Source organism: Nostoc sp. UCD121, from assembly GCF_014222285.1.
Lineage (GTDB): Bacteria > Cyanobacteriota > Cyanobacteriia > Cyanobacteriales > Nostocaceae > Nostoc.
In genome coordinates, this window is record NZ_JACKZS010000076.1 from 1 (window position 1) to 23148 (window position 23148).

Consider the following 23148-nt stretch of genomic DNA (forward strand, 5'->3'; position numbering starts at 1 on the left):
GTGTGTAAATCCCAAAGCTTGATTGTGCCATCGTCACTGCCACTAGCAATCAATCTACCATCTGAACTAATCGCAACAGTTTCTACTGGTTGGGTATGCCCACTGTCGCCCTTTAGCATAAGGAAAGTGCGTAAATCCCAAACCTTCATTGTTGGGGTGCTTATCCCACCAGTTACAATCCGCTTGCCATCTGGACTAATTGCAATTGAAGTAACACCATCTGAGTGAGCGTCTAAGCTATGCAACAATTTCCCAGTACGTAAATTCCAGAATTTAATTGTATCATCTCTACCTGCACTAATCAGGGTTTGCCCCGAAGAGCTAATCGCAACTGCTCGAACACCAAAAGTCACTTTTTTATGCCCTGTCAGTGTGTGAACAAGTTGAATCTGTGGTTGTAACTGAGTAATTGTACTCTTGCCTATGGGAAGATTTGAAGTAGAAGAATGTACATCAATACCAGTGATGTTTACTGCAATTGCTAAAACTATAATGACTGGTCTGGATTTGAGAAAATGCAATAATTTCATGGTGCCAAGGAACGCAATTACATAACATGGTTCCCATTTGATGGGGCGTAATCGCACCTAATCTGATAAACCACAGTCAAATGTTGGGTATAAATTAATAATCTAAATACGGATTCCTAGTGATTAGAAAAATTATCATTTATCATCGTTTCAATCACAATCCCGCCAAACCGAGCTTCATCAGCGCAGCATTTTACCCCATCAATATAGCAAATATGGCTTTCGTACTTCTCTTTAGTTTCAGTTATAACTCCCTCAAATCCTCCACTCATTGAGGTATTAAAAAAACTCAATTTTCGTCCCTGAGCATCACTTGCTTTGCTATAGCAATCATCGCAAACTGCGCGTGGATATCTTGAAAAATATCGAGTTGGGGTCGAACAGATTGGGCAAGGATAAAACTCAGTATTACTCATATATTTTTTACTTCATAGAACTCCATCTTGTGACTTGGAGATTACTCAAGCCCACTACCTGTACTGTCAACAGCAGGGCTTCGGCAATCACTCATGAGAAATCGATTGAGGAGGCGATGGACTACGCCATTGCTTGAGTGATGCACTTCTACAGTTAAAGAAATTGCAAATCAAAACTCTTTTACTTGTCGTGGATCTTCATCCGGTGGATGCCAACCACCTTTGAGCCAAAGACGACGAGCTTTGACAATAGAGCCTTCATTATGACGTTCATCATTGAGGTCTAAACGATTACTTGTAGCTCGTCCTACAGAACTAATTCCAATAATTGTTAGACCATCTGCTGACCAAATAAAGTGATCTGACCACTTTTGTTGGCGTGGATTAAACAGAGGTAGCATCTGGACTGTATCTGGATCAATTCCAGTGGTGAAATTATAGCGATATCCGTTACAACGCTGACAAGCTAACGCCAGGTTATCAGGGTCATCCGAACCTTTAAGAGACTGTGGGATAATATGGTCAATAGAAAATAGAGCAGCACTTGCTTCTTCTGAAGAATGACAGTATTCACAAAGAAATTTTGCTCTTTGTCTGACTAATTTTTTGGTTGCATCATTAACTGTCATGATTCAGAAATGATTTTGGCATTAAGCAAGGTAAAAATTCTATCTAGTTCCAATATGCCTGCCAATTCAGCATCTTCTTCTGTGGTTAGGAATCCAGCTTTCTTTTTCTCAGACAATTCTTCGAGTCGAGACTGTAATTCTTCAGTAAATTTAAACAAATGTATGTCCCTTACTTTACTGAGTTTGATTCCAGAATCTACCCAGAATGAGGGTTGAACCATCATTTGAGTAATCATAAGCTGTATGTCTCGTTTAATTTAGCGGACTGGTGGTATTTTAACAGCGAATCTTCCTTACCTGCTTTATTTTGAATGCCAATTGATAAAAGGTAATGCGGTAGACTTGTCTTTTTCCGCAAGGAAGAAGCTCAAGTTCGCGGATGCCGTCTGTGATACGCTGGCTTGTGCTGACTTCTAACCTTTGTAATGCCAACTTCAAGATTATTCGTTTTTTGCGTAAAGCATGAGATTTGAGGTGAAGAGTATTATATAACGGTATTTACTATGGCTAAAGCGGGGACAACACTAAAAGTCTCCTATATAATTTACTTCTATCAAAAACTGCTCCAGCTTTCGTCTAGGGCAGTTTTATATTTTATAGTTTTATATTGCACGGTAAAAACCGGATTTACAACTGCACCCAATGGTGAATGGTCATTGGTATTTGGTTCATCTTGGCTAGTCAATGTTTTGGGCAATATCTACGCCAATTTTGGTTTTCGGCTGATAATAGTACGATGACGAGGATCGCTAGCAATTGTAATTGCTTTCTCAAAGCCCACTTGTTCTAAGGCAGTTTCAATATCAAAACTATAGTAATCGTCGCTCCAAGGTTCTGTACTTTTCATTAAAGTAAAGAGGATAGGTGAAAGGTTTTGAATTACAGAAGATTTAGGATTGTTATCTACTAATGCAATACAACCACCTGGGCGCAGCAACCGTAATGCTTCTGTGAAAATTTCCTTGCTAGCATTATGCGGAAGTTCATGGGTGACAAACTGAAGAGTTACCAAGTCAAAAGAATTAGCAAGTAATCCTGTATTTTCTGCTGTAGCGTGTATCCATTTATATATCTCACCATTTTTATCTAAACTTTTGGCAACAGTGAGCATATAAGGGGATAAATCAAGACCAATAGTACAGACAGACTGCTCTTGTTTTTTTTGATAGTAACGATGTAGCGTTAGAGTAGAAATGCCCACTGAACACCCTATATCTAGTATATCCCGCACTGTTTGAGGTACATAAGTTCCCAAAACATTGTGAAAACTTTCTCTGAGTCTTTGATGAGCAGATGACCAAGTTAGGTTTTCTTTAGGCCACACCCGCAATGCCATTGAATACGTCGCACTAGGAGCTTCAAAAGCTGCTTGCCAGCAAAGATTGCCTTCTTCGTATGCATGAAATGGTACTTGATAGTAATCGGGGTAAACAATACCAGAATTGATTATTGTTGATAGCTGCTGTTTTATCCCCGATACTTCTAGTTCTTCATAATTTTTTCTCCAGGGAATACCTTTCTTTTCAGCAGTTTTAATTAATACTTGCCTTGCTTGGTGCTTCATTAACTTATAAATAGGTCTGGTTTGGATCAGTAAGTTAACAAATTTTGAAAGCAATCCTGACCCCGCCCAATCCGGCTTAGTTTTTGTGTTCATCTATTTGCTTTGAATCTATCCAAAATTGTCATTTTTGAGTTTAAGAAGAACGTGTTCAACAAGTAAATCTTAACTTTGTAGAAAATCTAAATTTTGTCGGACAAAGCAATATTACCAGATAACTTGTTTCGATTGTTTTATAAATCGATTGTGGCTTTGCATCGGATTGGATAGCCAGTGGCAAAGCAATTCATCTATGGCGCTACTTTTTCTCTAAACTGTTTCCCAGCAGAGAATGCAGGCACTTTGGTCGCCGGAATAGTCATTGGTTCATTGGTTTTGGGATTACGCCCCTCGCGCTCTGAGCGTTCGCGTCGCTCGAATGAACCAAACCCTACCAGCGTTATCTTCTCTCCATTCGCTACAGCTTCGGTAATAACTGACAAAAAAGCACTAATGACTTCATCGGCTTGCTTTTTTGTGATGTTGGTCTTTGCTGCTACTGCATCCACTAGTTCACCTTTGTTCATAAATCCCCCTGAAGTATTGCAAGTAATCGAAATCTAGCATTATTACCTCTTATTCATAAAGGGGAAAAGGAATAATTTTCTAGCAACACGCGAAAATTAACAAAGCACGACGACTATTACTGTGTCGATTTGGCGCGATAGATAATCGCTATTTTGCTCCAAAACCGTCTAAGAGCTTGTCATGTAACAACCTTGCCTCTTTTGAGCTAGAAATGCTTTCTCAGTAAGCTTTCTAGATAATAAATTGTAAAAGTTGTTTCTTGACAGGCTCTAATTGGTGTAACAGTTTCATTTTCGGTTAGGTAAATGCATCCTCATATTCAGCCACAAGAGATAGGATATCTGTACAGTACTTATGTACTATAGAGGGACTGGGAATGAATCTAATTCATCACTAAGGAGAATGCGACAATGAGAAAATTAAAACTTCAAGTACAAATGACCGTTGACGGATACATCGCCGGACTAAAGGGCGAAATGGACTTTATGGCGTGGAATTGGGACGACGAATTAAAACAATATGTCAAAAATATAACTGAACCTGTTGACTGCATTATTCTTGGACGAAAACTTGCCGAAGGGTTCATTCCTTACTGGGGTAGCGTGGCTGCAAATCCTGATGACCCGGAGTTTACATCTGGTAAGAAATTTACGGACACACACAAAGTTGTTTTTACCAAAACCCTTGATAAATCAGAATGGGATAATACCGTTTTGGCAAAAGGCAACCTTGTTGACGAAATCACTAAGTTAAAAAAACAAGATGGTAACGACATCATCGCTTATGGTGGTGCGACCTTTGTATCGGCTCTAATCAAACAAGGATTGATTGACGAGTTTCATTTATTCATTAATCCAATTGCAATTGGTGACGGAATGACAATTTTCAAAGAACTTGATAGTAAACAATATCTGACATTAGTAAAAGCTACATCATTTAACTGTGGAATTGTTGTTCTCAATTACGAGCTAAAACGCGAATAAATATAAGATGAATAGTATTAGATAACTGTACTTACTATGAATAAACCGGAGACAATATTAGTTGTCTTATATACAATTTATTTCTCTCAAAAACTGCTCCAGCTTTCGTCTAGAGCAGTTTTACATTTCACAGTACAAACCGGATTGTGAACTGCCATTAATGGTGAATTTCCATTGCTATTTGGTTCATCTTGGCTAAGACTGTAAAGCGCTTCTATTGAGAATATCCTACATATTTTGGCTTTGACTGATTCTATAATCACCTTTTAAGAGGTAATTGTGTGAAGCTGTAAGAGAATGAAGAATTAAACTTTCTTCTACTAATCAGTTCTAACTTACGTAATTGTAAATATGCCTTCAATTTCCTACAACCGCACCGATAGCCAGCAACCACAAAGCATTACCATTGAAGGTTATGTTGTCCGTCCCGGATTACACATTCTCACTTACGAGCAACTCAAGTTGCTACGGGAGCAAACACAGCACCATTCTCAGCTTGAACATTTAGTCAGCCAAGGCGTGATTAAGTTGACTGGTTAATAGTCGCCAGCACAAAAATCCTAACTCGCTACATCTAATTCCACATTTGCTGGTTGTTGTTGCTCCTTGACAGCACCCAGTTCCTCAATAAAAGCGTCAATTGCCTTGGCTGCTGACTGCTTACCTGTTTTCAATTTATCAAGAATTTTTCTAACCTTTTTACTTCGCCTGATGTGAGTAAAATTGTTATTGGTTTAAACTTGTCTAACGTCAACTGTTTTGCAGAGGTAATACAGATGTGGGAATGTTGCAAGTGCCATGAGCAGAATGAAGAGACTTTCTCTTTCTGCTGGAGTTGTGGTACCTCAAACGATGGAATCGAGGACAAGTCATTCCAGGGAGTTGACGAAATTGCTCCTTCTCGCATTAAAGGTCAGCCAGTCTTCGTAACATCAACAGGGCTAGCTGAGTATCCAGAACAACAACAAGTTGAACTTTTGGCGTGTGTTAAATGTGGTTCTGAAAATATAATTCCAAACGTTCGTATTGTCACCCACACAGAAGAGTTTAAAAAGGATCTGCAAGTAGAAATTTACGAGAATCCAAAAGCGCTCATATTTAAAGGAACTCACACTGGGACATTAACAGCATATATTTGTGGTCAGTGCGGGTATACAGAGATGTACATCAGCAATCCACAATACTTACTCAATCAGTACAAGAAGAATAAGAAAAATTAATTGCCGATAAAACCTCTATGAATGTGGATATCAAGAAATAACTAAATAATTTTTGCTTGGGTGTTGTTGTTTTTGGGATATAAGCAATCACCTAACTGTACTACCCAGGGCAAACGCATCTAAATATTGAGGAGCCTGAATCAGAGTGGAAGTTAGCAAAACCCTAATCAAACAAGGCTTTCAGGAAATTAAATATTCATTTGTATTGTAATGATATTTAAGCAACCGTAGTAGCATACTTAATATCGTTTACAGTTGCTGTTTCCAGTGGCTTCAGCACAAAATCAAACTCGGCAGTGTAGAATGGTTGGCTCTGTTGCCGTGCTTTCAAGGCATCCGGTGAGTCATGCTTTTGCAGTTGGATAATTGCCGATCGCACCGCAAAGGTGGTGTCAGATTCGAGGTGAGGATCATCATCAATGAAAATTTGCGTTGTTAGCGGAGCATAGCCCGGTGCATTCAGTTTGAAGTGGATATGGGCTGCCCGCCAAGTGTGTCGTCCCAGGAGGTGCAATACCTGCCCACAGGGTCCACTGGCTGGCACGTTATACCCATTTGGCACAATCGTTTCAAAGTGGTAGTTGCCGTTGTTATCGGTGTGAAATTGCCCACGAAAGTTCCCGGCAGGTTGGGAGGAATCTTGAATGTCATACAGCCCTGTGGAGCTAGGTTGCCAAACATCGACCACCGCATTAGCGATCGCTTGTCCGTTCACATCCAGCACACGACCCGAGAGGAACAGGGGTTTACCCTCTAGATCAATGCCAAGGCGATCGCCCAAATTGCGTTGAGGCGGATTGGGTACGTAGGTGGGTCCTTGCAAATTTGCTTCGGTGCCACTGTTGGAGTCTTGCAGCAATTCCACTAACTCCGAAATGCCAAGCAAATCCGTCAACATGTGAATCTCCCCATCGGGAATTTCTTGCCTATGGCGGCTTGCTTGATTGAGGAAATCACGCCCCAACTGCAATTCGGGTTCGGTCAGGTTCACATCGCGCACAAAGGCGTGAAGATGGTTTACTAAACTCGTATAAATTTCGTACAGGCGTGGATGAGTTTTGCCACCGTCACCGTGGTTAATGACAGCCTGAGTAATCGTGTCGATTGTGATTGGTTTCATGATAGTTCTTCCAAAAAGATAGATGCACCGACATGATAGAGAACTAGCCGTTGAATTGCATGGGGTGTATTTGCAGGCATATACACAAACACACCCGGCAAACTTAGAATTCCGTCGTCATGTTGTCCATATCAAAATCTTTTGGTTTACGCTTTTTTGTGGCTTAATTTTCTTTGAGAAAATCCAGCAGCACAGGGTTGACCTGATCAGCATGAGTCCAGTTAATGGCATGAGGCCCGCCAGGAATGACCTACAAGTTGACTGTTTTTAATCAGCTTCGGGAGTCTTGCTGCGGTAGACTCAAGCGGCAATATGCGATCGGCATCTCCATGAATGATCAAAGTTGGCACGTCAATGCGGGGTAGATCGTCGCGGAAGTCAGTCAGCCAAGACGGTACACAATCCAGTGTTGCTTTAGCAGAAGCTCCTGCTGCCACATTCCAACTCATCTGGACAGCCTCGTTACTGATGCGTTGGCGTAGCCTCTCGGAACGAGAATCGCCGAGAAACACATCCACGTTGAAAAAGTCTTTGAGGAATGTGGATAGATAAGCTGGACGGTCTTCAGCAATTGCTTTCATAATGCCGTCAAAAATACTCTGAGGAACTCCCTCCGGGTTATCATCGGTCTTCAGCAGAAAGGGTGGCACTGGACCCATTAGCACTGCTTTACTGACACGCTCTGAACCGTATTTACCAAGATAGCGAGTTACTTCACCTGTTCCCATTGAAAAGCCGACCAGAACAGCATTACGCAAATCAAGTTTTGTCATCAGCGTGTCTAAATCCGCCGCAAAGGTGTCGTAGTCATAGCCAGACGAAGGCTGACTGGAATCACCAAATCCACGGCGATGGTAAGTGATGACTCGGTAGCCTTCTTTTAGCAACACTCCAACCTGTTTTTCCCAGGAATGACCACTGAGCGGAAACCCATGAATCAACACCACAGGTTGACCCACTCCGAAATCTTCGTAGTAAATATCAATGCTGGCAGAATTTTCTTGACCAACAGTAACGTAAGGCATGAGAGTCTCCTTTTTTGTGAATTGGTTTATTGTTTGATTTCGATAAGCACAAGAACAATCTCAGTCTTTATAAAAATTGGTTCCACGTCCGGTTTCGACATCCCGTAGAAAACGTTCAAGTAACGGAGTAAATTCTTCCTGCGCTTCCCAGAAAGGTGCGTGCCCCAGCCCACTCAGGCGATGACAGCGGCCCTCCCACAAATTGGCATACGCGACGGTATCGAAGTAATCAAGATTAACTAGGCGATCCGCGCCACCATTCACCACTGCGAGCGGAACAAGAGAGCTTTCCATGATCGCTTTTCATCTCCGTACAGTGGGCGTTCAGCCAGCCACTTCCACCGCCTGGCAGGACGTCATCCGGTGCGCCTTCTTGAGAATGTCTGCTGCTCGTTCGCCGATAACGACGCAGGGGGCCATCGTATTTCCACTTGTAATCTCAGGCATGATGGAAGCATCCGCCACGCGCAGCTTATTGATGCCATAAACCTTCAGATTACCATCGACTACGGACATGGAATCTTGCCCCATTTTGGCGGTACAGGACTGATGCCAGTATGTAACCGCTGCGTTGCGGGCGAAGTTCTCCATTTCGCTTCGACCTAGTTTGCCTGGCAGTGCTTCACGTTTCACCAGCTTCTCGAAGACGGTACTATTGCCGAGGTCACGGCAAAGTTGGATGTTGGTGAATGCGGCTTTCAGGTCATCGGGGTGCGACAGAGTGTTTGCATCGATTAGCACCGGATCGTTTACGTCAGGGCCGGAAAGCCGCACCGTGCCCCGGCTTTTAGGGTGCGACAGACCCGCAAACATCGTCCAACCGTGCGCTGGAACCCCAAGGTGAGCCGTATCTGCGCTGGGCACCGGAAACTCAACCTGGCAGTGAAACATATCGGGCTGCTTGAGGTTGGGATCACTCGTCCAGTACAGAGTAGCTTCCGAGCCGCCATTGCTAATCTTCTGAGGCTCATGGTATTCAAAGATGCAGCCAAACGAAACGTGATCCTGATGATTCTGGCCAACACCAGGAAGGTGCTGAACAACTGGTATTCCGTGCCTGCGAAGTTCCTCTTCCGGTCCGATTCCGGATTGGAGGAGAACCTTCGGCGTATTGATTGCGCCGAGAGAGAGGATGACTTCTTCCGAAGCGTAGTACTGATTGCGCTTGCCATCCTGGATCACCTCAACTCCGATGACCGACCTGCCATCAAAAATAAGCTTGCTAACAATGGTGTGAGTCAAGACCCATAAGTTCGGCTGATTCAGGAGAGGATAGACATACGACCGAAAGATAGAAGAGCGACGTCCGTTCTGGATAATTAGATCGTTTATAGCAGCGCCTCCGCGCCCTTCCATCATTTCGCCGTTGGGACTCTCGAAACGCGGAATACCCATGCTGTTTGCGGCCTCAACCATGGCCTGTGCAATGGGCTGGGGATTTGCTGCGGATTCCACATAAACAGGGCCGCCTGTTCCCCGACGCACAGGGTCACTCGCTCCCTGCCAGTTTTCGATACGGCGATAAATCTCCAGGATAGATTCATACCCCCACGCCGGATCGCCGGAAGCCTCAGCGAAGTAGTTCCAATCATTCTTGTGTCCTCGTGCCCACACCATGACGTTGATACTTGAGCCGCCCCCAAGTACCTTGCCCATATTTAGTGGAATTGAGCGTCCGTTCAGATGCGCGTTGGGCTGTGCAACGAAGGCCCAGTCACGTTCTGATCCAAGATTCAACGGCCATTGTGCTGGAGTCATCACCTCTGGCACTTCATCAGTTCCACCTGCTTCGATTAGCAAAACATTAACTTGTTTGTCTTCGGCGAGCCTTGCCGCTATTACTGAACCCGCAGGGCCTGCGCCGCAGACGATGAAATCGTAGTGTTCGTTCACCATTAGAGAAGTACCTCCAAATTTCGTAATGTTGATTTGTTCTTGCTTGGGCGTTAGACGGTCGGGATCGTTCCTCCGTCAATGACATATTCAGCACCTGTGATGTAAGAGGCGCGGTCGGACACCAGAAAAGCGACAAGCTCCGCGACCTCTTCGGGGCGGCCCGGTCGTCCCATCGGGATTCCTCCGAGTGAGTCCATCAGCACTTGGCGTTCAGCATCAAGGTCTGTGCCGGACTGCTGAGCTAATCTCTCGATGAGTCTCTCAGCCGCCTTCGTTTCGATGAAGCCGGGCGCGACGGTGTTGACACGCACCCCCTGGGGCGCAACTTCGTTTGACAGTCCTTTGCTGTAGGTTGCCAGCGCCGCTTTTGCCGCCGCATACGCTAATGTCGCGTCGTAAAGCGGGAGCCGACTCTGGATCGACGAGATATGGATGATGACACCTGACTTCTGTTCAAGCATCCGGGGCAGAAACGCCCGATCCAAACGGACGGCAGCGAATAAATTGTCATTGACTGCCTGCTGCCAATCCCCATCTGTCAGGGCAAGCGCACCGCCGCTTGGTGCAGAGGAACCGCCGACATTGTTAATTAGGATGTCCACACTGCCGAAACGAGCGAATACTTCCTGCACAAGTTTGTTTACCCCATCGGGCGTGCTGAGGTCAGTCCCGATGAACAGGTCAGGCGATTGAAGGTTTTCGGGAGTTGAACGAGCGGTAGTTATGACCGTTGCACCGGCTTGCCTCAGTCGTGTAGCGATCGCTTCGCCTATGCCTTTTGTCCCGCCTGTTACCAAAACTTTTTTGCCGAGTAGTTCGGTGGAATCAATTCGGATGTTTGTAGTTGTATTTGTGTTCATGTTTAATGTGTTTGTATTTGTGTTCATGTTGAAATCATCGAGCAGTGGTAACAGGCTGAAAATAATTGGGAGTTAATTTGCCGAGTCGCTAACAATTTAATGAATGGCAGCAACAATAGCTGCCATTATTTGTTCCACAGTCCAGCGATGCCTGCGGCGGGCTACGCCTACGCTATAGCGAATCCCATTAATAAACAGTGCTGGGGCAGCTGTTACTCCACTTTGATATCCACTCTCGATATCTTGATTGATGCGATCAATGTGAGCTTGTGTCGATATATCTTGCAGGAACTTATAAATATCAAGTCCTAAACTATCGGCATACTCCACAAGAAAGCCGTTTTCCAGGGCGTGTTGATGCGTAAACAGTAAGTCGTGCATTTGCCAAAACTGACCCTGGGCGGCGGCGGACTCTACAGCTTCCGCTACCTTTTGCGCGCGGGAATGGAGTGTATTTTCGATAAAATGACGAAATACCACACAAATTCGATTCTCCCCAGGAAAAACAGAAGCGAAATGCTGTTGAATTACCTGAATTAATTGATGCAGTTCTCTGCATTGAGAACATTCGTAGTTTCCATATTCCACAAGTACAACTGGGGCATTGAGCGTTCCCTGGTAGTGGTCACGCTGGGAAGGTAGAACAAGGAGTTGGTTAGAATAGCTATCTTGGTTCATCGGACATTTTGACAAAAGAGTTTCTCATGACATGAGTGACTGCCATGACTATTTATGATTCCTCCTACAATCGTTGAACCTTCCAATACATCCTGATCAAAGAAAAAAAGGATGAAAAGCAATTTGTTTTTATCTTTACTCTTGACCCTTTGTTCTCCCCAAAATATTGGAATTTCGCTCCTTCATTTCGATAGCTCTAGCTTACAAAGTTGATACTACTTTGTCGCCAACCCAGCGTTGAGTCTTGGAAGAAACGAAAGGATGGGCATTATCTATCTCTGCGGCTAATCAGCAACCGAACTTAAGTTCAGTCACAACTTAGCAAGTCCTCGTTTCAATGCTGTAACCACCGCCTGAGTGCGATCGCTCACGCCCAATTTGCTCAAAATGCGATTGACGTGAAATTTGACCGTACTTTCAGTAATATTCAAAGCCACACCAATGTCATGATTGCTTAAACCATCGACCATGAGGTGAATGACTTCTCGCTCGCGAGCGCTCAACTCTGGGTTGTTCATGCGTTGCACCAGCTTGGCAGCAACTTCGGAAGGGATATATTGTTGCCCGCTATGAACGATATGGATGGCATTGAGGAGCGCTTCGGGTTCAGCATCCTTAAGTAGATAGCCTTTAGCGCCAGCGCGTAATGCACGATAAATATCTTCATCACCATCGTAAGTGGTTAGCACAATGATCCGGGCATGGGTAAATTCAGCGCAGATGGCGATGGTCGCATCTACACCGCTCATCTGGGGCATACGTAAGTCCATTAAGGTGATATCAGGCTGTAGCTGTCGATATCGGTCGATCGCCTCCTGCCCGTTGCCCGCCTGTCCCATCACGGTCATATCTGGCTCATTCTCAATCATGGCGGCGAGTCCCTGGCGGACGATCGCGTGATCATCAACAAGTAAAACGCGAATGGTTGCGGACTGGCTCATACTGCTGCCTCCCGGTTCACCGTGACAAGCACTTCTGTTCCCTGCCCCAGTTGGCTTTCAATTGAGAGCTGTGCCCCAATGTGTTCCGCTCGTTCAGTTATCCCCAGTAAGCCAAATCCCTGGCTGAGGGTGGTAGTGGTGACTTCAAACCCCTGTCCATTGTCTTTAATTCGTAAAAAGCATAAGGTTGGCTCATAAACCAACTCAACTCGAATTTCGCTTGCATAAGCGTACTTGATTGCGTTTGTAAAGGCTTCCTGCCCAATTCTCAGGAGATGATTCTCTGTTTCAGGCGGTAGCACATAGGGCGTGCCAATAACGTTATAAATCAAGCGAGTTTCGGTTGAGGATGACATGGTGGCTATAAATCGCTCCAATGCCGTCCACAGGTTGCCATCTTCTAGTAATTGGGGACGCAGTGCCGCAACCGATCGCCGAGCCTCTGTTAGCCCACTGCGAGCCAAATCTCGAACCGTATCAATATGGGTCTGCACGGCATCTGGGTTGGTTGCGACTACTCGAGAGACGGCTCCCATGTGAACTAGAATCCCTGTGAATGCTTGCGCCAGTGTATCATGAATTTCTCGTGCCATACGGTTGCGTTCCTCCAGAATGGAGGCTGCTTCGGCACGTTTGCGTTCTCGCAGTGCAGCGTTTCGCTGTTCGCTAATGTCGAAAGATACACCTAACATTCGCACAGGCTGTCCGGCTTCGTTATAGATCCCTCGACCTCGACTAACGAGCCAGTGAATACTACCATCTGGGTAAATCACTCGATATTCACCTTCATAATCAGTATGAGTTGCCAGAGCGGTTGTAAGCGCTTGCTCAACCTGATCGACATCTTCTGGATGAACCCGATTGCACCACGCCTGATAGCTAACCTCAACTTCACCAGGCTCTACCCCCAGCAATCGAGTGTTGTTATCATCCCAATGCACTGTATTGTCTAATATGTTCCAATTCCAACTGCCGATGTAGGCGAAATTCATTGTCAGCCTACGTTGCTCTTCACTTTGGCGCAGGGCGTTTTCAACTTGTTGACGCTGTTCAATCTCTTTTGAAAGCAGCAACGTTCGCTCAGTGACTTGTTGTTCTAACGTTTGGTTGTAGTCGGCTAGCAGTTTCTCTGATTGCTTACGCTCGGTAATGTCTTGAAAGGCGACGATCGCATAAGCCACCTTACCCTGTTCGTCAAAAACTGGAGTGCCCCACCCTTCAACGGGAATAATTGCGTTGTTTTGGTGAATCTCTACGTCGTCAATCCTGGTGCATTCGCCGCTCAACGCTCGGATAATTGGCAGTCTCTCACTCGGATAAATTTGATCGGTTCCCGTTACATAAAATTGATAAACCTCTGAAAGTTGCTCCGCTGTAGCGGCAGGATCAACGCCTTTACCCATCAGCTCAATTCCCCGCTGATTGACATAGTAAGGGCGACCCATCGCGTCAATAATGCCAATGCCTACGGGAATGGCTTCGAGAAATTGAGCCATCTGACTTTCGCTAGCGCGGAGCTTGGAGTAGAGCTTGGCATTTTTGATCGCGATCGCTGCTTGAGTCGAGAGTAGATTCAGAACTTGGGTTTGATCGGGTGTAAAGGCTCCAGCCGCTAATTGATTTTCTAGATACAACACACCAACAAGCTTGCTCTGATTCAGCAGCGGCAAACAGAGAAGCGATTGAGTTTGATTATTCTGAATATAGGGATCATGGATGAAACGACCTTCATGCGTTGCGTCATTTAAAAGAACAGTTTCATGAGTTCGGATCACATATTGAATGATTGATTCAGGTAAGCGATTCGTGATTGGAGTCGATTGCAGTACTTGGGTTGTGCGGCCACTTTTACCTTCAACCAGATCACAAGCAGCGTCGATTCTCCATTCGCCTGCGTTTTCTAAAAGCAAACATCCGGTTTGGGCCCCAGCATTCTCGATCAGGATCTGCATTAACGAACTAAGCAACTGCTCCAGTTCAATCTCGCTTGAAATTGCTTGAGCTGCTTTCATCACTGTTGCTAAATCGAAAGCAACCTGCGAGGTATTAGAGGTGGTTCCAGTTGTGATGAGCATTAGAGGAGCGTTCACACCCGACGACTGGGCAAAGAACTGGGGATAGCGCGTTTCCAAATCCTTGACTTTTGCGGTTGCCCCCCAACGTTCGTAGCAATAATGAGCTTCTTTCATGTAGAGTTGAGCAATCTTTTCTCGACCTCGCCCTAGATAGAACTTGGCAGCCAATTCATAGGCTAACGCTTCTTCTTGGATATATGCGTTTTCTCTAGCGCCTTGAATCGCCTGTTCGTAGAACTCCTCTGCCTCAAGCAACTGACTTAAGACTCGTGCTTTTTCTGCTTCAGCCAAATGATATTTGTGCAAATAATTCATGGGTGCATAATGCGCCCATTGCTTCATCTTTTCCTGACTAACTGCAACTTTCTTGAGAATTTCCTCCTGCACTTGAGTACTGCTATCAAGATAGGTTGCGAGTCTTGCTAGAGAATCATAGAAATAGTACAAAGGCTGAAGGAAGGCACCTGTTAGTCGGATCAAATGAGTTTCTGCTAGGGCTGCATTTTTAACGGCTTGAGCATATTGAGAAAAGAGGTAGCATAGGCAAAGTTTGTTGAAATGTACAGTAAAGATAGTACTTCCATCATTTGCTGCTTCATATTTTGGCAGTTCATTTTCCTCGTTGTAGAATTCGCCTATGAGTTGAGTTGGGCTAGTCGAGCGTCCCCTTAAGTTTATGACAACCTGTCGAAAGATTTGATTCCAAGTTAGTGCCGTTTCCTGTTTGATTTGATGGATTGCTTCGCCATAGATCGCCATATCGCGTTCAACTTCTGCGAGTTCTTTTCCATTGGCGTATGATTGGAAACAGTGGGTATAAGCGCAGTAGGCAGCAGACTCTAAATCTCCAGTTTCTAGCCCAATGTGATAGCCTTCCAGTAATGGCTTCAATAATTCTCTAGCATGTTCTTTGCGATGAATGATGAAGTTATTGACGGACAGCAATGTTCTAGCTCTGAGTGTGTGGGTACGAGGCTGTGACAACAGCCGGAGAGCAAGCTGTCCAAATTGGTAGCCAGCCTCGATGTTTCCGATCATTCCACAAAGGATTAACCCAAAAGTGGCATAGGCAAAGGGAGATACAACAGCATTACCGTACTGAATTGATAAGCTTACTTGTTTAGTCACAAGCAGAGGCATTAAATTAGGAATCGCAACATAGGCGGCGATCGTAATACTTGATAGGATTTTCATTGCCGCTAGCTTGTCCGGTTCAGTCATCTCTGGTAAATGGATCAAGCTCTCAACCTCTTTCTCATGGAACAGAGCGATGATTGTATCTAGTTCAAGATGAATATCTGATTGACTAAGCGTTTTGGGGAAATTGATTTCCAATTGTTGCAAAACTTGAAATGCCGTATTAATTGCTTTTAGGGGTTGGTTTTGTGCAGTATCGGTTTGAATTTTGACTTCGTAGGTTTTCACGCTATCAAGAATCGTTTTAGCTTCTTGTAGAACGATCGCACCCCAGTATTCCACCTGTTCAAAATCGCCACACAGATACGCGACTTCTGTTGTTTCTTGATATAATTCTAAGGTCAGGTCATAGTTTGTTTGCCAGCTAGAAGCGGTTAGCCATGCTCTTCCTGTAGCTAGATAGTTTTGCGCCGTACTGTAGGCGATCGCCCCTTTTGCTTTCTGCCCTGCCATCAAATTCAATTTAGCAATCTCATCTCGTTCGGGTCGAGATGTAACAAGCTCAATTCCATGATTGAGATGATCGACAATTTCAAATAATCGATCTGATTGGCGCTCTGGCAATGTCTTTTCAAGCAGAGTACGACCAATTTGAAGATGAACAATTTGCTTTTGCGACTCATCAATCAAGGTGTATGCAGCTTGCTGCACACGATCATGCAAGAATTTATACTCTTGAACTAACAAGTTCTCATCTAATTCAGAAAGAGGCTGAATCAATTCCGCTTGAATCGCTGCTAGCAAATCTAGAGAAATCACTTGAGGGGATTGCTTACAAACGATCGCCAACGTCTCTAAATCAAATTCTGCCCCAACACAAGCGGCTAAACGGAGTATTTGCTGAGTCCCCTCTGGTAGTTTCTGCAACTTGAGCAGTAGCAACTCCACCACATTATCAGTTATGTTCTGGGCTTGGATCTGTCCCATGTTCCATTGCCAGCTCAAGCGTGTCGCATCAAAGGTCAATAGATTTTCGCGATGCAGCATTCGCAAAAATTCGTTGACAAAAAAAGGATTTCCCTTCGTTTTACGCAACACCAATTCAGCTAAGGAATCTACAGTGTCAGTGTTTTGATGCAGCGTTTGGGCGATCAACTGGCTTAATGGCTCTTGTGTTAAGGGTGCTAGATGGATTTCTTGAAGCACTGATCCTTGTTTTCGCAATCGCTCCAACAGGACTGTCAATGGATGGGATGAAGTCACTTCATGATCGCGATATGCTCCAATCAGAAACAGGGATTGGGTTTGCTCGTCAAGCATGATTAGCTCAATTAATCTGAGTGTGGCTGAATCTGCCCACTGTAAGTCATCAAAAAAGATCACGAGTGGATGCTCTGTTGAGCACAATACTCGGATGAACTGCTGGAAGATGCGATTGAAGCGATTTTGAGCTTCCGTGGCTCCCACCTCTGGAACGGGTGGCTGCTTGCCGATAATCAGTTCTACTTCAGGAATTACATCAACGATGATCTGTCCGTTGTTGCCCAAGGCTGTGAGTAGACGTGATCGCCATTGCTGCAATTGTTCTTCTGGTTCACCCAGCAGTTGTTGTAACAATTTTTGTAGAGCAACTGTGATCGCGCTGTAGGGAATATTGCGCTGAAATTGATCGAATTTACCCGAGGTGAAATAACCGCGCTTTTGGGTAATTGGTTTATAGATTTCTTGCACTAACGCAGATTTACCAATGCCAGCATAGCCAGATACCAACATCATTTCAACTTGGAATTTTGGGTTGCCCGCTTGTTGGGTTTGTGAAGTTGTTTCTGAATTGTTTGGTAAAGCAGTAACGGGATTTGACTCTGGACACGCTATGCGATTGTCCTCCGGACACGCTACGCGAACAAACGCCGCCAGTAACATTGCAACTTCCTTGTCCCGTCCATACAATTTTTGGGGAATTTGAAACTGACCCGAAGCGTCTTGAAGCCCAAGTTGAATGCTAGAGATTTGACCGATTTGTGCTAATTGTTCAGCACAGATTTCTAAATCCGCTTTGATGCCCCAGGCACTTTGATAGCGATTTTCAGCATTTTTCGCCATCAGTTTGAGAATGATATCTGAAACTGGCTTGGGAATCGTTGTATTTATTTCATTAGGCGGAATAGGATGTTTGGCAATATGACAATGGACTAGCTCCAGCACGTCTGTGGTGGGAAATGGTAGTTGTCCAGTCAGCAGTTCGTAAAATGTCACACCAAGGGAGTAAAAATCGGTGCGGTAATCGAGTAAACGGTTCATCCGCCCGGTTTGCTCTGGAGATAGGTATGCGAGTGTCCCTTCTAAAACATGAGGACTTTTGAAAGTCGGATTCGTGCGGTAAAATTGGGTGGCAATTCCAAAGTCAATAATTTTGACAACACCGGTATCCAGGTTGAGGACTATGTTTCCAGGGTTGATATCTTTATGAATGATATTGGCTGCATGGATTCTGCCCAGAATGGCGGTGAGGGCGATCGCAAGACTTAAAAATTGGGATAAGGGCATGGGGCAAAAGATATCTGGGCGCTTGTCCATCCATTGCTCTAGGGACTCTCCCCCAAAATCTTCTAAGATAATCACCAGAGTGCGTTGATAGTCCTGCTGGCTGTATGCTTTGATAACTCCTTCTAATTTTAGGGAGCGGGTAATTTTATATTCCTGTCTGTAGCGAGTCAGTTCTTGAGGTGAGGGATAATCAAGCTTTAGCATTTTTACGACGATTCCTACTCCATCGTCTCTGATGCCCCGGTACACTAGAGAATTGGAACTTTCGTATATTTTGTTTTGGATAGCAATACCAGGCAGAGTGATCATAGAGCAACTCTTGAGAGTATAATCTGGCATAACTCAAACTATACAGCAATCCAGCTATCTACATTTTTCATCTTCTGAAACCCTATTTGGTTTTGTTCATTTCTAGCCAGTTGTAGCGTGGGAACTGAACTCTGTTGAGCCCTGTATGAATCATGTAGAGGGGTTCTACAGCACTCAACAAAACAACTGGCATGGCTGGATGTCAAGAAGCGGGAAGTTTTATCTTTTCCCTCGTACAACTTCTTCACTGTCCCGTTGTGGTGATATCTCCATTGAAACTGCAACCCAAAGACATTGGATGCCAATTTGCCAAAATTGTTTAGGGTATTCTCCCATACTCCAACTCCAGAAGCTTCAACAATTTCTCTTCCACAACAGTAAGATAAGGTCGATTTACCTTCCCCAACGACTGCAACAGACTTTTGACTGTCTCCTCCAGCGAATCGGAATACACCTGATTAATGCGATCGCTAATCTCCTGAACCTGCTGACATTCGGCAGGCAAGTAATCGTAAGACTTCAGGTGTTGTAACCCAACGGCGTACTCGCCATCCCACATTTTCACTGTGGAACTAAAGTCATTCACTGCGCTGACAATTGCCCAGCAGCCACTCTTGCCCCTGAGTTCTGGATTATCTTTAGCAAGAATTTGGCAGACTTCACCTAACTGGTAGGTGTTTGGTACTTGGGTTCGCTCCATTATTTTTTGCACCACATCTTTGACGATTCTACCAGTAGGCACTTTCCCGCCAGCAAGTTCTACTGCTCTTAGCCACACTTCTTGCTGTTCATGAGGTTCAAGCTTTGTCATGGGTCGAACTTGCCCCTCTGCTGTTGGCAAGATTTGTCGCTGCTCGGAGTGGACTGTATCAAGATCATCTTCATTTTGCGTCCAAATTGGACACATTTTCATTAGGTTATCAAACACAGATGAAGCTTCGATTAATCTATAAGGATGACGGCGCTCAAACCCAAACCTGTCCTTGCAATACTCTTCAAAAGTGCCGTGGGTAGAGCGGTACAGTCTGCGATCGCGCAATTCCATCAACGCCTTACCTGCTTCAAAAACTGCTCTTTCCACACGGCGCTCTAAATGTAGGCGATCGCGCTCTTCCGCCTCGGACAACTCCTCTACTTCAACAGCACTAACCGTAATTGTTGCTGTAGCTGGATTTTCCTCAACAGAGATATCTTCATTTGCAGAGTTACTGAGTGATTTTGAATTTATCTCTGCGGCAGAGGTGGCTTTTTTACGCCTAGAAGATGGTTTAGCCATCATTCCACCCCTTTAATTCAATAGTACTTGCTCAAAATCAATGGCAAATAGATTAAGTATGTGGTGAGTTATGGTAATAATGCTCTGGGATTGAACTCGGTGGAGCATTATCATCTTCACGAGTCCTCTTGAATTTTCACAATGTCATTGACAGTTACTAACTCTCCAGACAGCACAGAGCAAATCCTTGCTAGTTTTACCAAATTATCGATATCCGCTTTTTTCAGCCTGCCATCACGGGCGACAGTCAAGGTATGTCTAGTGACTTCATTCGGGCTACCCTCAAACTGCCTATGAACTGCGTAGACAGACAAGAGGCTACCATCTTCTGTTTTGGGCCACCATTGCGAAATATCAATATATGCTTCCATCCAAACTGCTAACACGTTTTTAATGATTAACCTCCATTAACGCTTATCTGATTACAGAATAACAGCCAATCAACATACAGGCTATCAATTAACAGAATAACTGCTAATCAGTATATTGACAATCAGTTAGCAGGATAGCATAATATAACTATCACAAAAGGCAACCGCCCTTAGCCTCGGAAACTTTGGAAGCGATCGCCTTTTGAAAAACCCATACATTCGTACAGGGAATCTTAATTATGACTCACGTTATTTACACAGCACAACAGCTGAAACTGAAATCGATTGCCCGACTCAAGCAAATCTACAGCGAAATCGCCTGTACAACCGAAGTAAACGACAAACGCTGCAAGGATTCTTGGATTTCTGCCATTGTTAACTATCAGGCAAGCAAGATTCAGAAACTCGCCCCTGCTGCCCCCGACGAACAAGCAATCGCTCAAGTCGAACTCGACAGCTACATCGCTGACCAAGCCCAAGTTGTAGCTCCCGAACCCCTCACAATAGTCGAAATCTCGTTTGACCATCACGAATATTACGCTGATGACAAACTGGTAGCCAGCATCAGCCATGATGACAACCACTTAACGCAACGCTGGGTAGTCATGGGCAACGACAAAGAAGTATTTCGTGCCAACACTCTAATGCGTTGCGATCGCTTCATCTGCACTCACTATAAAGACGGCTCATTACCTGTGCAAGAACAACTTGCAACACCATGCACTACCGAAAACCAAATCATGGCGTATATCTTCAACGAGTGCCAGAATTACGGGTTTGAAATTCTCGATGATGGCATTTACAACAACAACGGCGTGAAACTGGGGCAAGTCGGATGCACTGACGGTAACTGGTGGGTGAAGAGGCGTTATTCAGTCCAGCAGCAGTATTCTAACTCCGTGCTTGATGCTGTGCTATCGCTGTCGATGGTGGACGTGTCTACTGATGGCAAATCCATTTTTGATGAATATTTTTTAGACCAACCCTTAGAACAGCTAACTGGCGATAAATTGCAACGCCTGCTGGAGAGAACGGAGTTAGTCACAGCGTAAATATTGGGCTTCGCCTGGGAAAAGGTAAATTTCTTCATTCCTTTCCCCCTTACCCCTTCCCCTTTTCCCTAAAACACATTCCCTTCATTCACCTATTCACATCTATGCAACCGACAATCTCGATCCCACGACACTGGCCCTACCCTCGCTTTGCTTTGGAACAGCGTACACAACAGGGCATCATACTGGGACTTTATTACTATCCTTTGGGTACAGAGTTGGCTGAACAATTTGATGATGGCTGGCGTTATGCGCTAATGCCTAATAAAAATTCTGATGAAATATCTTACTTGCAAGAGAATCAAATTCAGCCGCTCACACCAGAAGAATTATTTCAGCAAATTACCGCAGAGATTGACTTTTATCAACAGCAAATAAGCATTCTCAACCGACAGTTAACCGTATTAACCAGAGGTGCAAACAATGGCTAAGGAAGCAAACAACAGCTTTGATCGCAGAGCCAATCATTTGCTGCGTTTACTTCAACTTTGTGGTGGTTGTATTCCTCTGCACTCTCTCCAATGCCAAGTTTCAAATTCAGTCATTCAAACTCTGCTGGACAAAGAACTGGTGCAAGTACAGAATACTGGACGCGGCTTTTTGTTGGAGATTGCCAAGGATTTTTAGGTTATTAATCCCAGGAGAGAAAAGCATGATTGACCATATTAACGCACTTCAAACAAGTTGGTATCTCTCTCCTCCTTGGCGTGGAAGAATTCCACCCGTTGAGGTGAATTTACTGGAGAGAGTATATTTACGAACCACGAGAACATTTGGCTATTGTTGCGGTATGCAATGGAAGCATGAATGCTGGATTTATTCAATTGATTGCCGTAATGAAATACTCCACGCCACACAAAACCAAATCATTGGAACTGGAGAATTAGAAGCCATCAAGGTGCAAAAACCTGCCTTTGTTTTGGGCGAGAGAGTAATGCTCTGTTCTCACGATAAGGGAACAAAACAACGGCTGATTTTGGGGATTGGGTTGGTGAATAATTCTTGGTTTTACCTTGTTGAATTGATGTCGCCAACGTTAATTAAGACACCAACTATATCGAATCGTTTCTCACTGGTTGGTGAAAAAAGTTTAGTGCGAGTGAATGCCTGAAATTTTGAAATTTAGTTAGGAGTCAATATGAATTTACCTTTGAATCAAAGTGTTTTAGTCGAGTCTCCATCATTGAGAACTTCTGCACTTTCTAACCTAGATGATTCACGCGCAGAAGAAGTTCTGAGCAAAGCAAAGGCAATAGTGTTCGCTGTATGGAACGGGAAGGGATGGGCCACAGTTGAGCAGTTAGCCCAGTATTTTCAATCTTCTATACCAGCTATTAAGCATATCTACGAAAGAAACAGTAAGGAGTTTCAGGCTAAGGAAACCAAAAAACTAACTGGGAAAGACTTGTCTGATGCTCGCTCCAAGTTGGAGCTAGCATCCCGAACAGCCCAAGCCAGAGTCTTTTCACCTTTTGGAACACTCCGCATCGCAATGTTGCTCACTGAATCGGAAGTAGCTGCTCAAGTGCGAACAATCATCTTAGAGCTAGTTGCAGCAGTGCCTAACATTACACCCAAAGCTGATACTCCCACTGCCCCTACCCCTGCCCTGCCACCGGTTGAGCAGCGCCTACAAACTTTAGTCGAGGCAATGAAGACTTTAGCTGAACTTACGGGGGGCAGACTCAACCCATACATGGAGCAGCATTTTCAAGACTTCGCTGCAAATCTCCTAGCCCAACACAATCAACAAGCCCTTTCTGGTAGCAAAGAGAAATGGATGGGCGTGGTCAACTTTGCAGAGAGCGAACTCGGTAAAAAAGTCCCCCTGAGCGGCGCTCACTATCGCGGACACTTGGGCACATGGGTGAGAACATTCTACCCACACTTGGGCGATCGCCAAGAAACGCGATTGGTTAATGGGGTTCAACCCAAGGCTATGTAGTCCCCGAATC

General features: G+C 44.6%; 24 protein-coding genes. 8 read left to right on the top strand and 16 right to left on the bottom strand.

What is annotated here, in order from left to right; genetic code table 11:
- The 6 genes from GNF10_RS17280 to GNF10_RS17310 all read right to left on the bottom strand — a co-directional run.
- Positions 1-530: WD40 repeat domain-containing protein (locus GNF10_RS17280; RefSeq protein ID WP_369009410.1), on the bottom strand; the 530-nt coding region annotated here is incomplete at its 3' end.
- 116 nt (positions 531-646) lie between these two features.
- Positions 647-946, bottom strand: a complete 300-nt coding sequence (locus GNF10_RS17285) for a hypothetical protein (protein ID WP_185607184.1) — start codon at positions 944-946, stop codon at positions 647-649.
- A gap of 170 nt (positions 947-1116) precedes the next feature.
- On the bottom strand, positions 1117-1575 hold the full coding sequence (locus tag GNF10_RS17290) for an HNH endonuclease (RefSeq protein ID WP_185582438.1): 459 nt from the start codon (positions 1573-1575) through the stop codon (positions 1117-1119).
- Positions 1572-1811, bottom strand: a complete 240-nt coding sequence (locus GNF10_RS17295) for a hypothetical protein (RefSeq protein ID WP_185582439.1) — start codon at positions 1809-1811, stop codon at positions 1572-1574. The genes GNF10_RS17290 and GNF10_RS17295 overlap by 4 nt, the downstream gene beginning before the upstream one ends.
- Positions 1812-2275: 464 nt before the next feature.
- Positions 2276-3232, bottom strand: coding sequence for a class I SAM-dependent methyltransferase (locus GNF10_RS17305; RefSeq protein ID WP_185582440.1), 957 nt, complete (start codon positions 3230-3232; stop codon positions 2276-2278).
- A 194-nt stretch (positions 3233-3426) separates the two neighbouring features.
- On the bottom strand, positions 3427-3702 hold the full coding sequence (locus GNF10_RS17310) for an HU family DNA-binding protein (RefSeq protein ID WP_185582441.1): 276 nt from the start codon (positions 3700-3702) through the stop codon (positions 3427-3429).
- A 411-nt stretch (positions 3703-4113) separates the two neighbouring features.
- On the opposite strand from GNF10_RS17310, the gene GNF10_RS17315 reads away from it, so the two are divergent.
- From GNF10_RS17315 to GNF10_RS17325, 3 genes are all read left to right on the top strand, one after another.
- Complete coding sequence (locus tag GNF10_RS17315; RefSeq protein ID WP_185582442.1) at positions 4114-4686, top strand: dihydrofolate reductase family protein; 573 nt, start codon at positions 4114-4116, stop codon at positions 4684-4686.
- A 351-nt stretch (positions 4687-5037) separates the two neighbouring features.
- Positions 5038-5226 (top strand): hypothetical protein, encoded by a 189-nt coding sequence (locus GNF10_RS17320; protein WP_185582443.1) that lies wholly within the window; start codon positions 5038-5040, stop codon positions 5224-5226.
- 236 nt (positions 5227-5462) lie between these two features.
- On the top strand, positions 5463-5906 hold the full coding sequence (locus GNF10_RS17325; RefSeq protein WP_185592833.1) for a hypothetical protein: 444 nt from the start codon (positions 5463-5465) through the stop codon (positions 5904-5906).
- Between the two features lie 217 nt (positions 5907-6123).
- Here GNF10_RS17325 and GNF10_RS17330 read toward each other — a convergent pair whose 3' ends face one another.
- From GNF10_RS17330 to GNF10_RS17375, 10 genes are all read right to left on the bottom strand, one after another.
- Positions 6124-7026, bottom strand: coding sequence for a dioxygenase (locus GNF10_RS17330; protein WP_185582445.1), 903 nt, complete (start codon positions 7024-7026; stop codon positions 6124-6126).
- 221 nt (positions 7027-7247) lie between these two features.
- Positions 7248-8051 carry an alpha/beta fold hydrolase gene (locus GNF10_RS17335; protein WP_260445860.1) on the bottom strand — a complete coding sequence of 268 codons (804 nt, stop codon included), beginning with the start codon at positions 8049-8051 and terminating at the stop codon, positions 7248-7250.
- Between the two features lie 60 nt (positions 8052-8111).
- Positions 8112-8345 carry an alpha/beta fold hydrolase gene (locus GNF10_RS17340; RefSeq protein WP_185582446.1) on the bottom strand — a complete coding sequence of 78 codons (234 nt, stop codon included), beginning with the start codon at positions 8343-8345 and terminating at the stop codon, positions 8112-8114.
- A 30-nt stretch (positions 8346-8375) separates the two neighbouring features.
- Positions 8376-9947, bottom strand: a complete 1572-nt coding sequence (locus GNF10_RS17345; protein WP_185582447.1) for a GMC family oxidoreductase — start codon at positions 9945-9947, stop codon at positions 8376-8378.
- Positions 9948-9997: 50 nt separating this feature from the next.
- Positions 9998-10834: an SDR family oxidoreductase gene (locus GNF10_RS17350; protein ID WP_260445859.1), complete on the bottom strand. Its 837-nt coding sequence runs from the start codon at positions 10832-10834 to the stop codon at positions 9998-10000.
- Between the two features lie 69 nt (positions 10835-10903).
- Entirely contained in the window at positions 10904-11485 is a 582-nt protein-coding gene (locus tag GNF10_RS17355) for a DsbA family protein (protein ID WP_185582448.1), read from the bottom strand.
- 311 nt (positions 11486-11796) lie between these two features.
- Positions 11797-12426 (bottom strand): response regulator transcription factor, encoded by a 630-nt coding sequence (locus tag GNF10_RS17360; RefSeq protein WP_185582449.1) that lies wholly within the window; start codon positions 12424-12426, stop codon positions 11797-11799.
- Positions 12423-18494 (bottom strand): AAA family ATPase, encoded by a 6072-nt coding sequence (locus tag GNF10_RS17365; RefSeq protein WP_185582450.1) that lies wholly within the window; start codon positions 18492-18494, stop codon positions 12423-12425. The genes GNF10_RS17360 and GNF10_RS17365 overlap by 4 nt, the downstream gene beginning before the upstream one ends.
- Before the next feature lie 319 nt (positions 18495-18813).
- Positions 18814-19773: a hypothetical protein gene (locus GNF10_RS17370; RefSeq protein WP_311774175.1), complete on the bottom strand. Its 960-nt coding sequence runs from the start codon at positions 19771-19773 to the stop codon at positions 18814-18816.
- A 113-nt stretch (positions 19774-19886) separates the two neighbouring features.
- Positions 19887-20141 carry a hypothetical protein gene (locus tag GNF10_RS17375; protein ID WP_094329294.1) on the bottom strand — a complete coding sequence of 85 codons (255 nt, stop codon included), beginning with the start codon at positions 20139-20141 and terminating at the stop codon, positions 19887-19889.
- A 239-nt stretch (positions 20142-20380) separates the two neighbouring features.
- Here GNF10_RS17375 and GNF10_RS17380 point away from each other — a divergent pair, with 239 nt between their 5' ends.
- The 5 genes from GNF10_RS17380 (at position 20381) to GNF10_RS17400 (ending at position 23138) form a co-directional block, all read left to right on the top strand.
- Positions 20381-21193, top strand: a complete 813-nt coding sequence (locus GNF10_RS17380) for a hypothetical protein (protein WP_185607186.1) — start codon at positions 20381-20383, stop codon at positions 21191-21193.
- 104 nt (positions 21194-21297) lie between these two features.
- Entirely contained in the window at positions 21298-21624 is a 327-nt protein-coding gene (locus GNF10_RS17385) for a hypothetical protein (RefSeq protein ID WP_185583573.1), read from the top strand.
- Positions 21617-21820 carry a hypothetical protein gene (locus tag GNF10_RS17390; protein WP_185583571.1) on the top strand — a complete coding sequence of 68 codons (204 nt, stop codon included), beginning with the start codon at positions 21617-21619 and terminating at the stop codon, positions 21818-21820. The genes GNF10_RS17385 and GNF10_RS17390 overlap by 8 nt, the downstream gene beginning before the upstream one ends.
- 25 nt (positions 21821-21845) lie before the next feature.
- Complete coding sequence (locus GNF10_RS17395) at positions 21846-22304, top strand: DUF1392 domain-containing protein (RefSeq protein ID WP_185583569.1); 459 nt, start codon at positions 21846-21848, stop codon at positions 22302-22304.
- Positions 22305-22331: 27 nt separating this feature from the next.
- A complete protein-coding gene (locus GNF10_RS17400) occupies positions 22332-23138 on the top strand; it encodes a hypothetical protein (protein WP_185583566.1) in 807 nt (268 codons plus the stop codon).
- Positions 23139-23148 lie beyond the last annotated feature (10 nt).

Bases quoted from the DNA above. Each gene is read 5' to 3' on its own strand.
- GNF10_RS17290 (WP_185582438.1), bottom strand. From the start codon at position 1,575: ATGACAGTTAATGATGCAACCAAAAAATTAGTCAGACAAAGAGCAAAA.
- GNF10_RS17325 (WP_185592833.1), top strand. From the start codon at position 5,463: ATGTGGGAATGTTGCAAGTGCCATGAGCAGAATGAAGAGACTTTCTCT.
- GNF10_RS17315 (WP_185582442.1), top strand. From the start codon at position 4,114: ATGAGAAAATTAAAACTTCAAGTACAAATGACCGTTGACGGATACATC.
- GNF10_RS17340 (WP_185582446.1), bottom strand. From the start codon at position 8,345: ATGGAAAGCTCTCTTGTTCCGCTCGCAGTGGTGAATGGTGGCGCGGAT.
- GNF10_RS17385 (WP_185583573.1), top strand. From the start codon at position 21,298: ATGCAACCGACAATCTCGATCCCACGACACTGGCCCTACCCTCGCTTT.
- GNF10_RS17350 (WP_260445859.1), bottom strand. From the start codon at position 10,834: ATGAACACAAATACAAACACATTAAACATGAACACAAATACAACTACA.
- GNF10_RS17370 (WP_311774175.1), bottom strand. From the start codon at position 19,773: ATGATGGCTAAACCATCTTCTAGGCGTAAAAAAGCCACCTCTGCCGCA.
- GNF10_RS17295 (WP_185582439.1), bottom strand. From the start codon at position 1,811: ATGATTACTCAAATGATGGTTCAACCCTCATTCTGGGTAGATTCTGGA.
- GNF10_RS17390 (WP_185583571.1), top strand. From the start codon at position 21,617: ATGGCTAAGGAAGCAAACAACAGCTTTGATCGCAGAGCCAATCATTTG.
- GNF10_RS17355 (WP_185582448.1), bottom strand. From the start codon at position 11,485: ATGAACCAAGATAGCTATTCTAACCAACTCCTTGTTCTACCTTCCCAG.
- GNF10_RS17330 (WP_185582445.1), bottom strand. From the start codon at position 7,026: ATGAAACCAATCACAATCGACACGATTACTCAGGCTGTCATTAACCAC.
- GNF10_RS17360 (WP_185582449.1), bottom strand. From the start codon at position 12,426: ATGAGCCAGTCCGCAACCATTCGCGTTTTACTTGTTGATGATCACGCG.
- GNF10_RS17365 (WP_185582450.1), bottom strand. From the start codon at position 18,494: ATGATCACTCTGCCTGGTATTGCTATCCAAAACAAAATATACGAAAGT.
- GNF10_RS17375 (WP_094329294.1), bottom strand. From the start codon at position 20,141: ATGGAAGCATATATTGATATTTCGCAATGGTGGCCCAAAACAGAAGAT.
- GNF10_RS17305 (WP_185582440.1), bottom strand. From the start codon at position 3,232: ATGAACACAAAAACTAAGCCGGATTGGGCGGGGTCAGGATTGCTTTCA.
- GNF10_RS17320 (WP_185582443.1), top strand. From the start codon at position 5,038: ATGCCTTCAATTTCCTACAACCGCACCGATAGCCAGCAACCACAAAGC.
- GNF10_RS17400 (WP_185583566.1), top strand. From the start codon at position 22,332: ATGAATTTACCTTTGAATCAAAGTGTTTTAGTCGAGTCTCCATCATTG.
- GNF10_RS17285 (WP_185607184.1), bottom strand. From the start codon at position 946: ATGAGTAATACTGAGTTTTATCCTTGCCCAATCTGTTCGACCCCAACT.
- GNF10_RS17395 (WP_185583569.1), top strand. From the start codon at position 21,846: ATGATTGACCATATTAACGCACTTCAAACAAGTTGGTATCTCTCTCCT.
- GNF10_RS17335 (WP_260445860.1), bottom strand. From the start codon at position 8,051: ATGCCTTACGTTACTGTTGGTCAAGAAAATTCTGCCAGCATTGATATT.
- GNF10_RS17310 (WP_185582441.1), bottom strand. From the start codon at position 3,702: ATGAACAAAGGTGAACTAGTGGATGCAGTAGCAGCAAAGACCAACATC.
- GNF10_RS17345 (WP_185582447.1), bottom strand. From the start codon at position 9,947: ATGGTGAACGAACACTACGATTTCATCGTCTGCGGCGCAGGCCCTGCG.
- GNF10_RS17380 (WP_185607186.1), top strand. From the start codon at position 20,381: ATGACTCACGTTATTTACACAGCACAACAGCTGAAACTGAAATCGATT.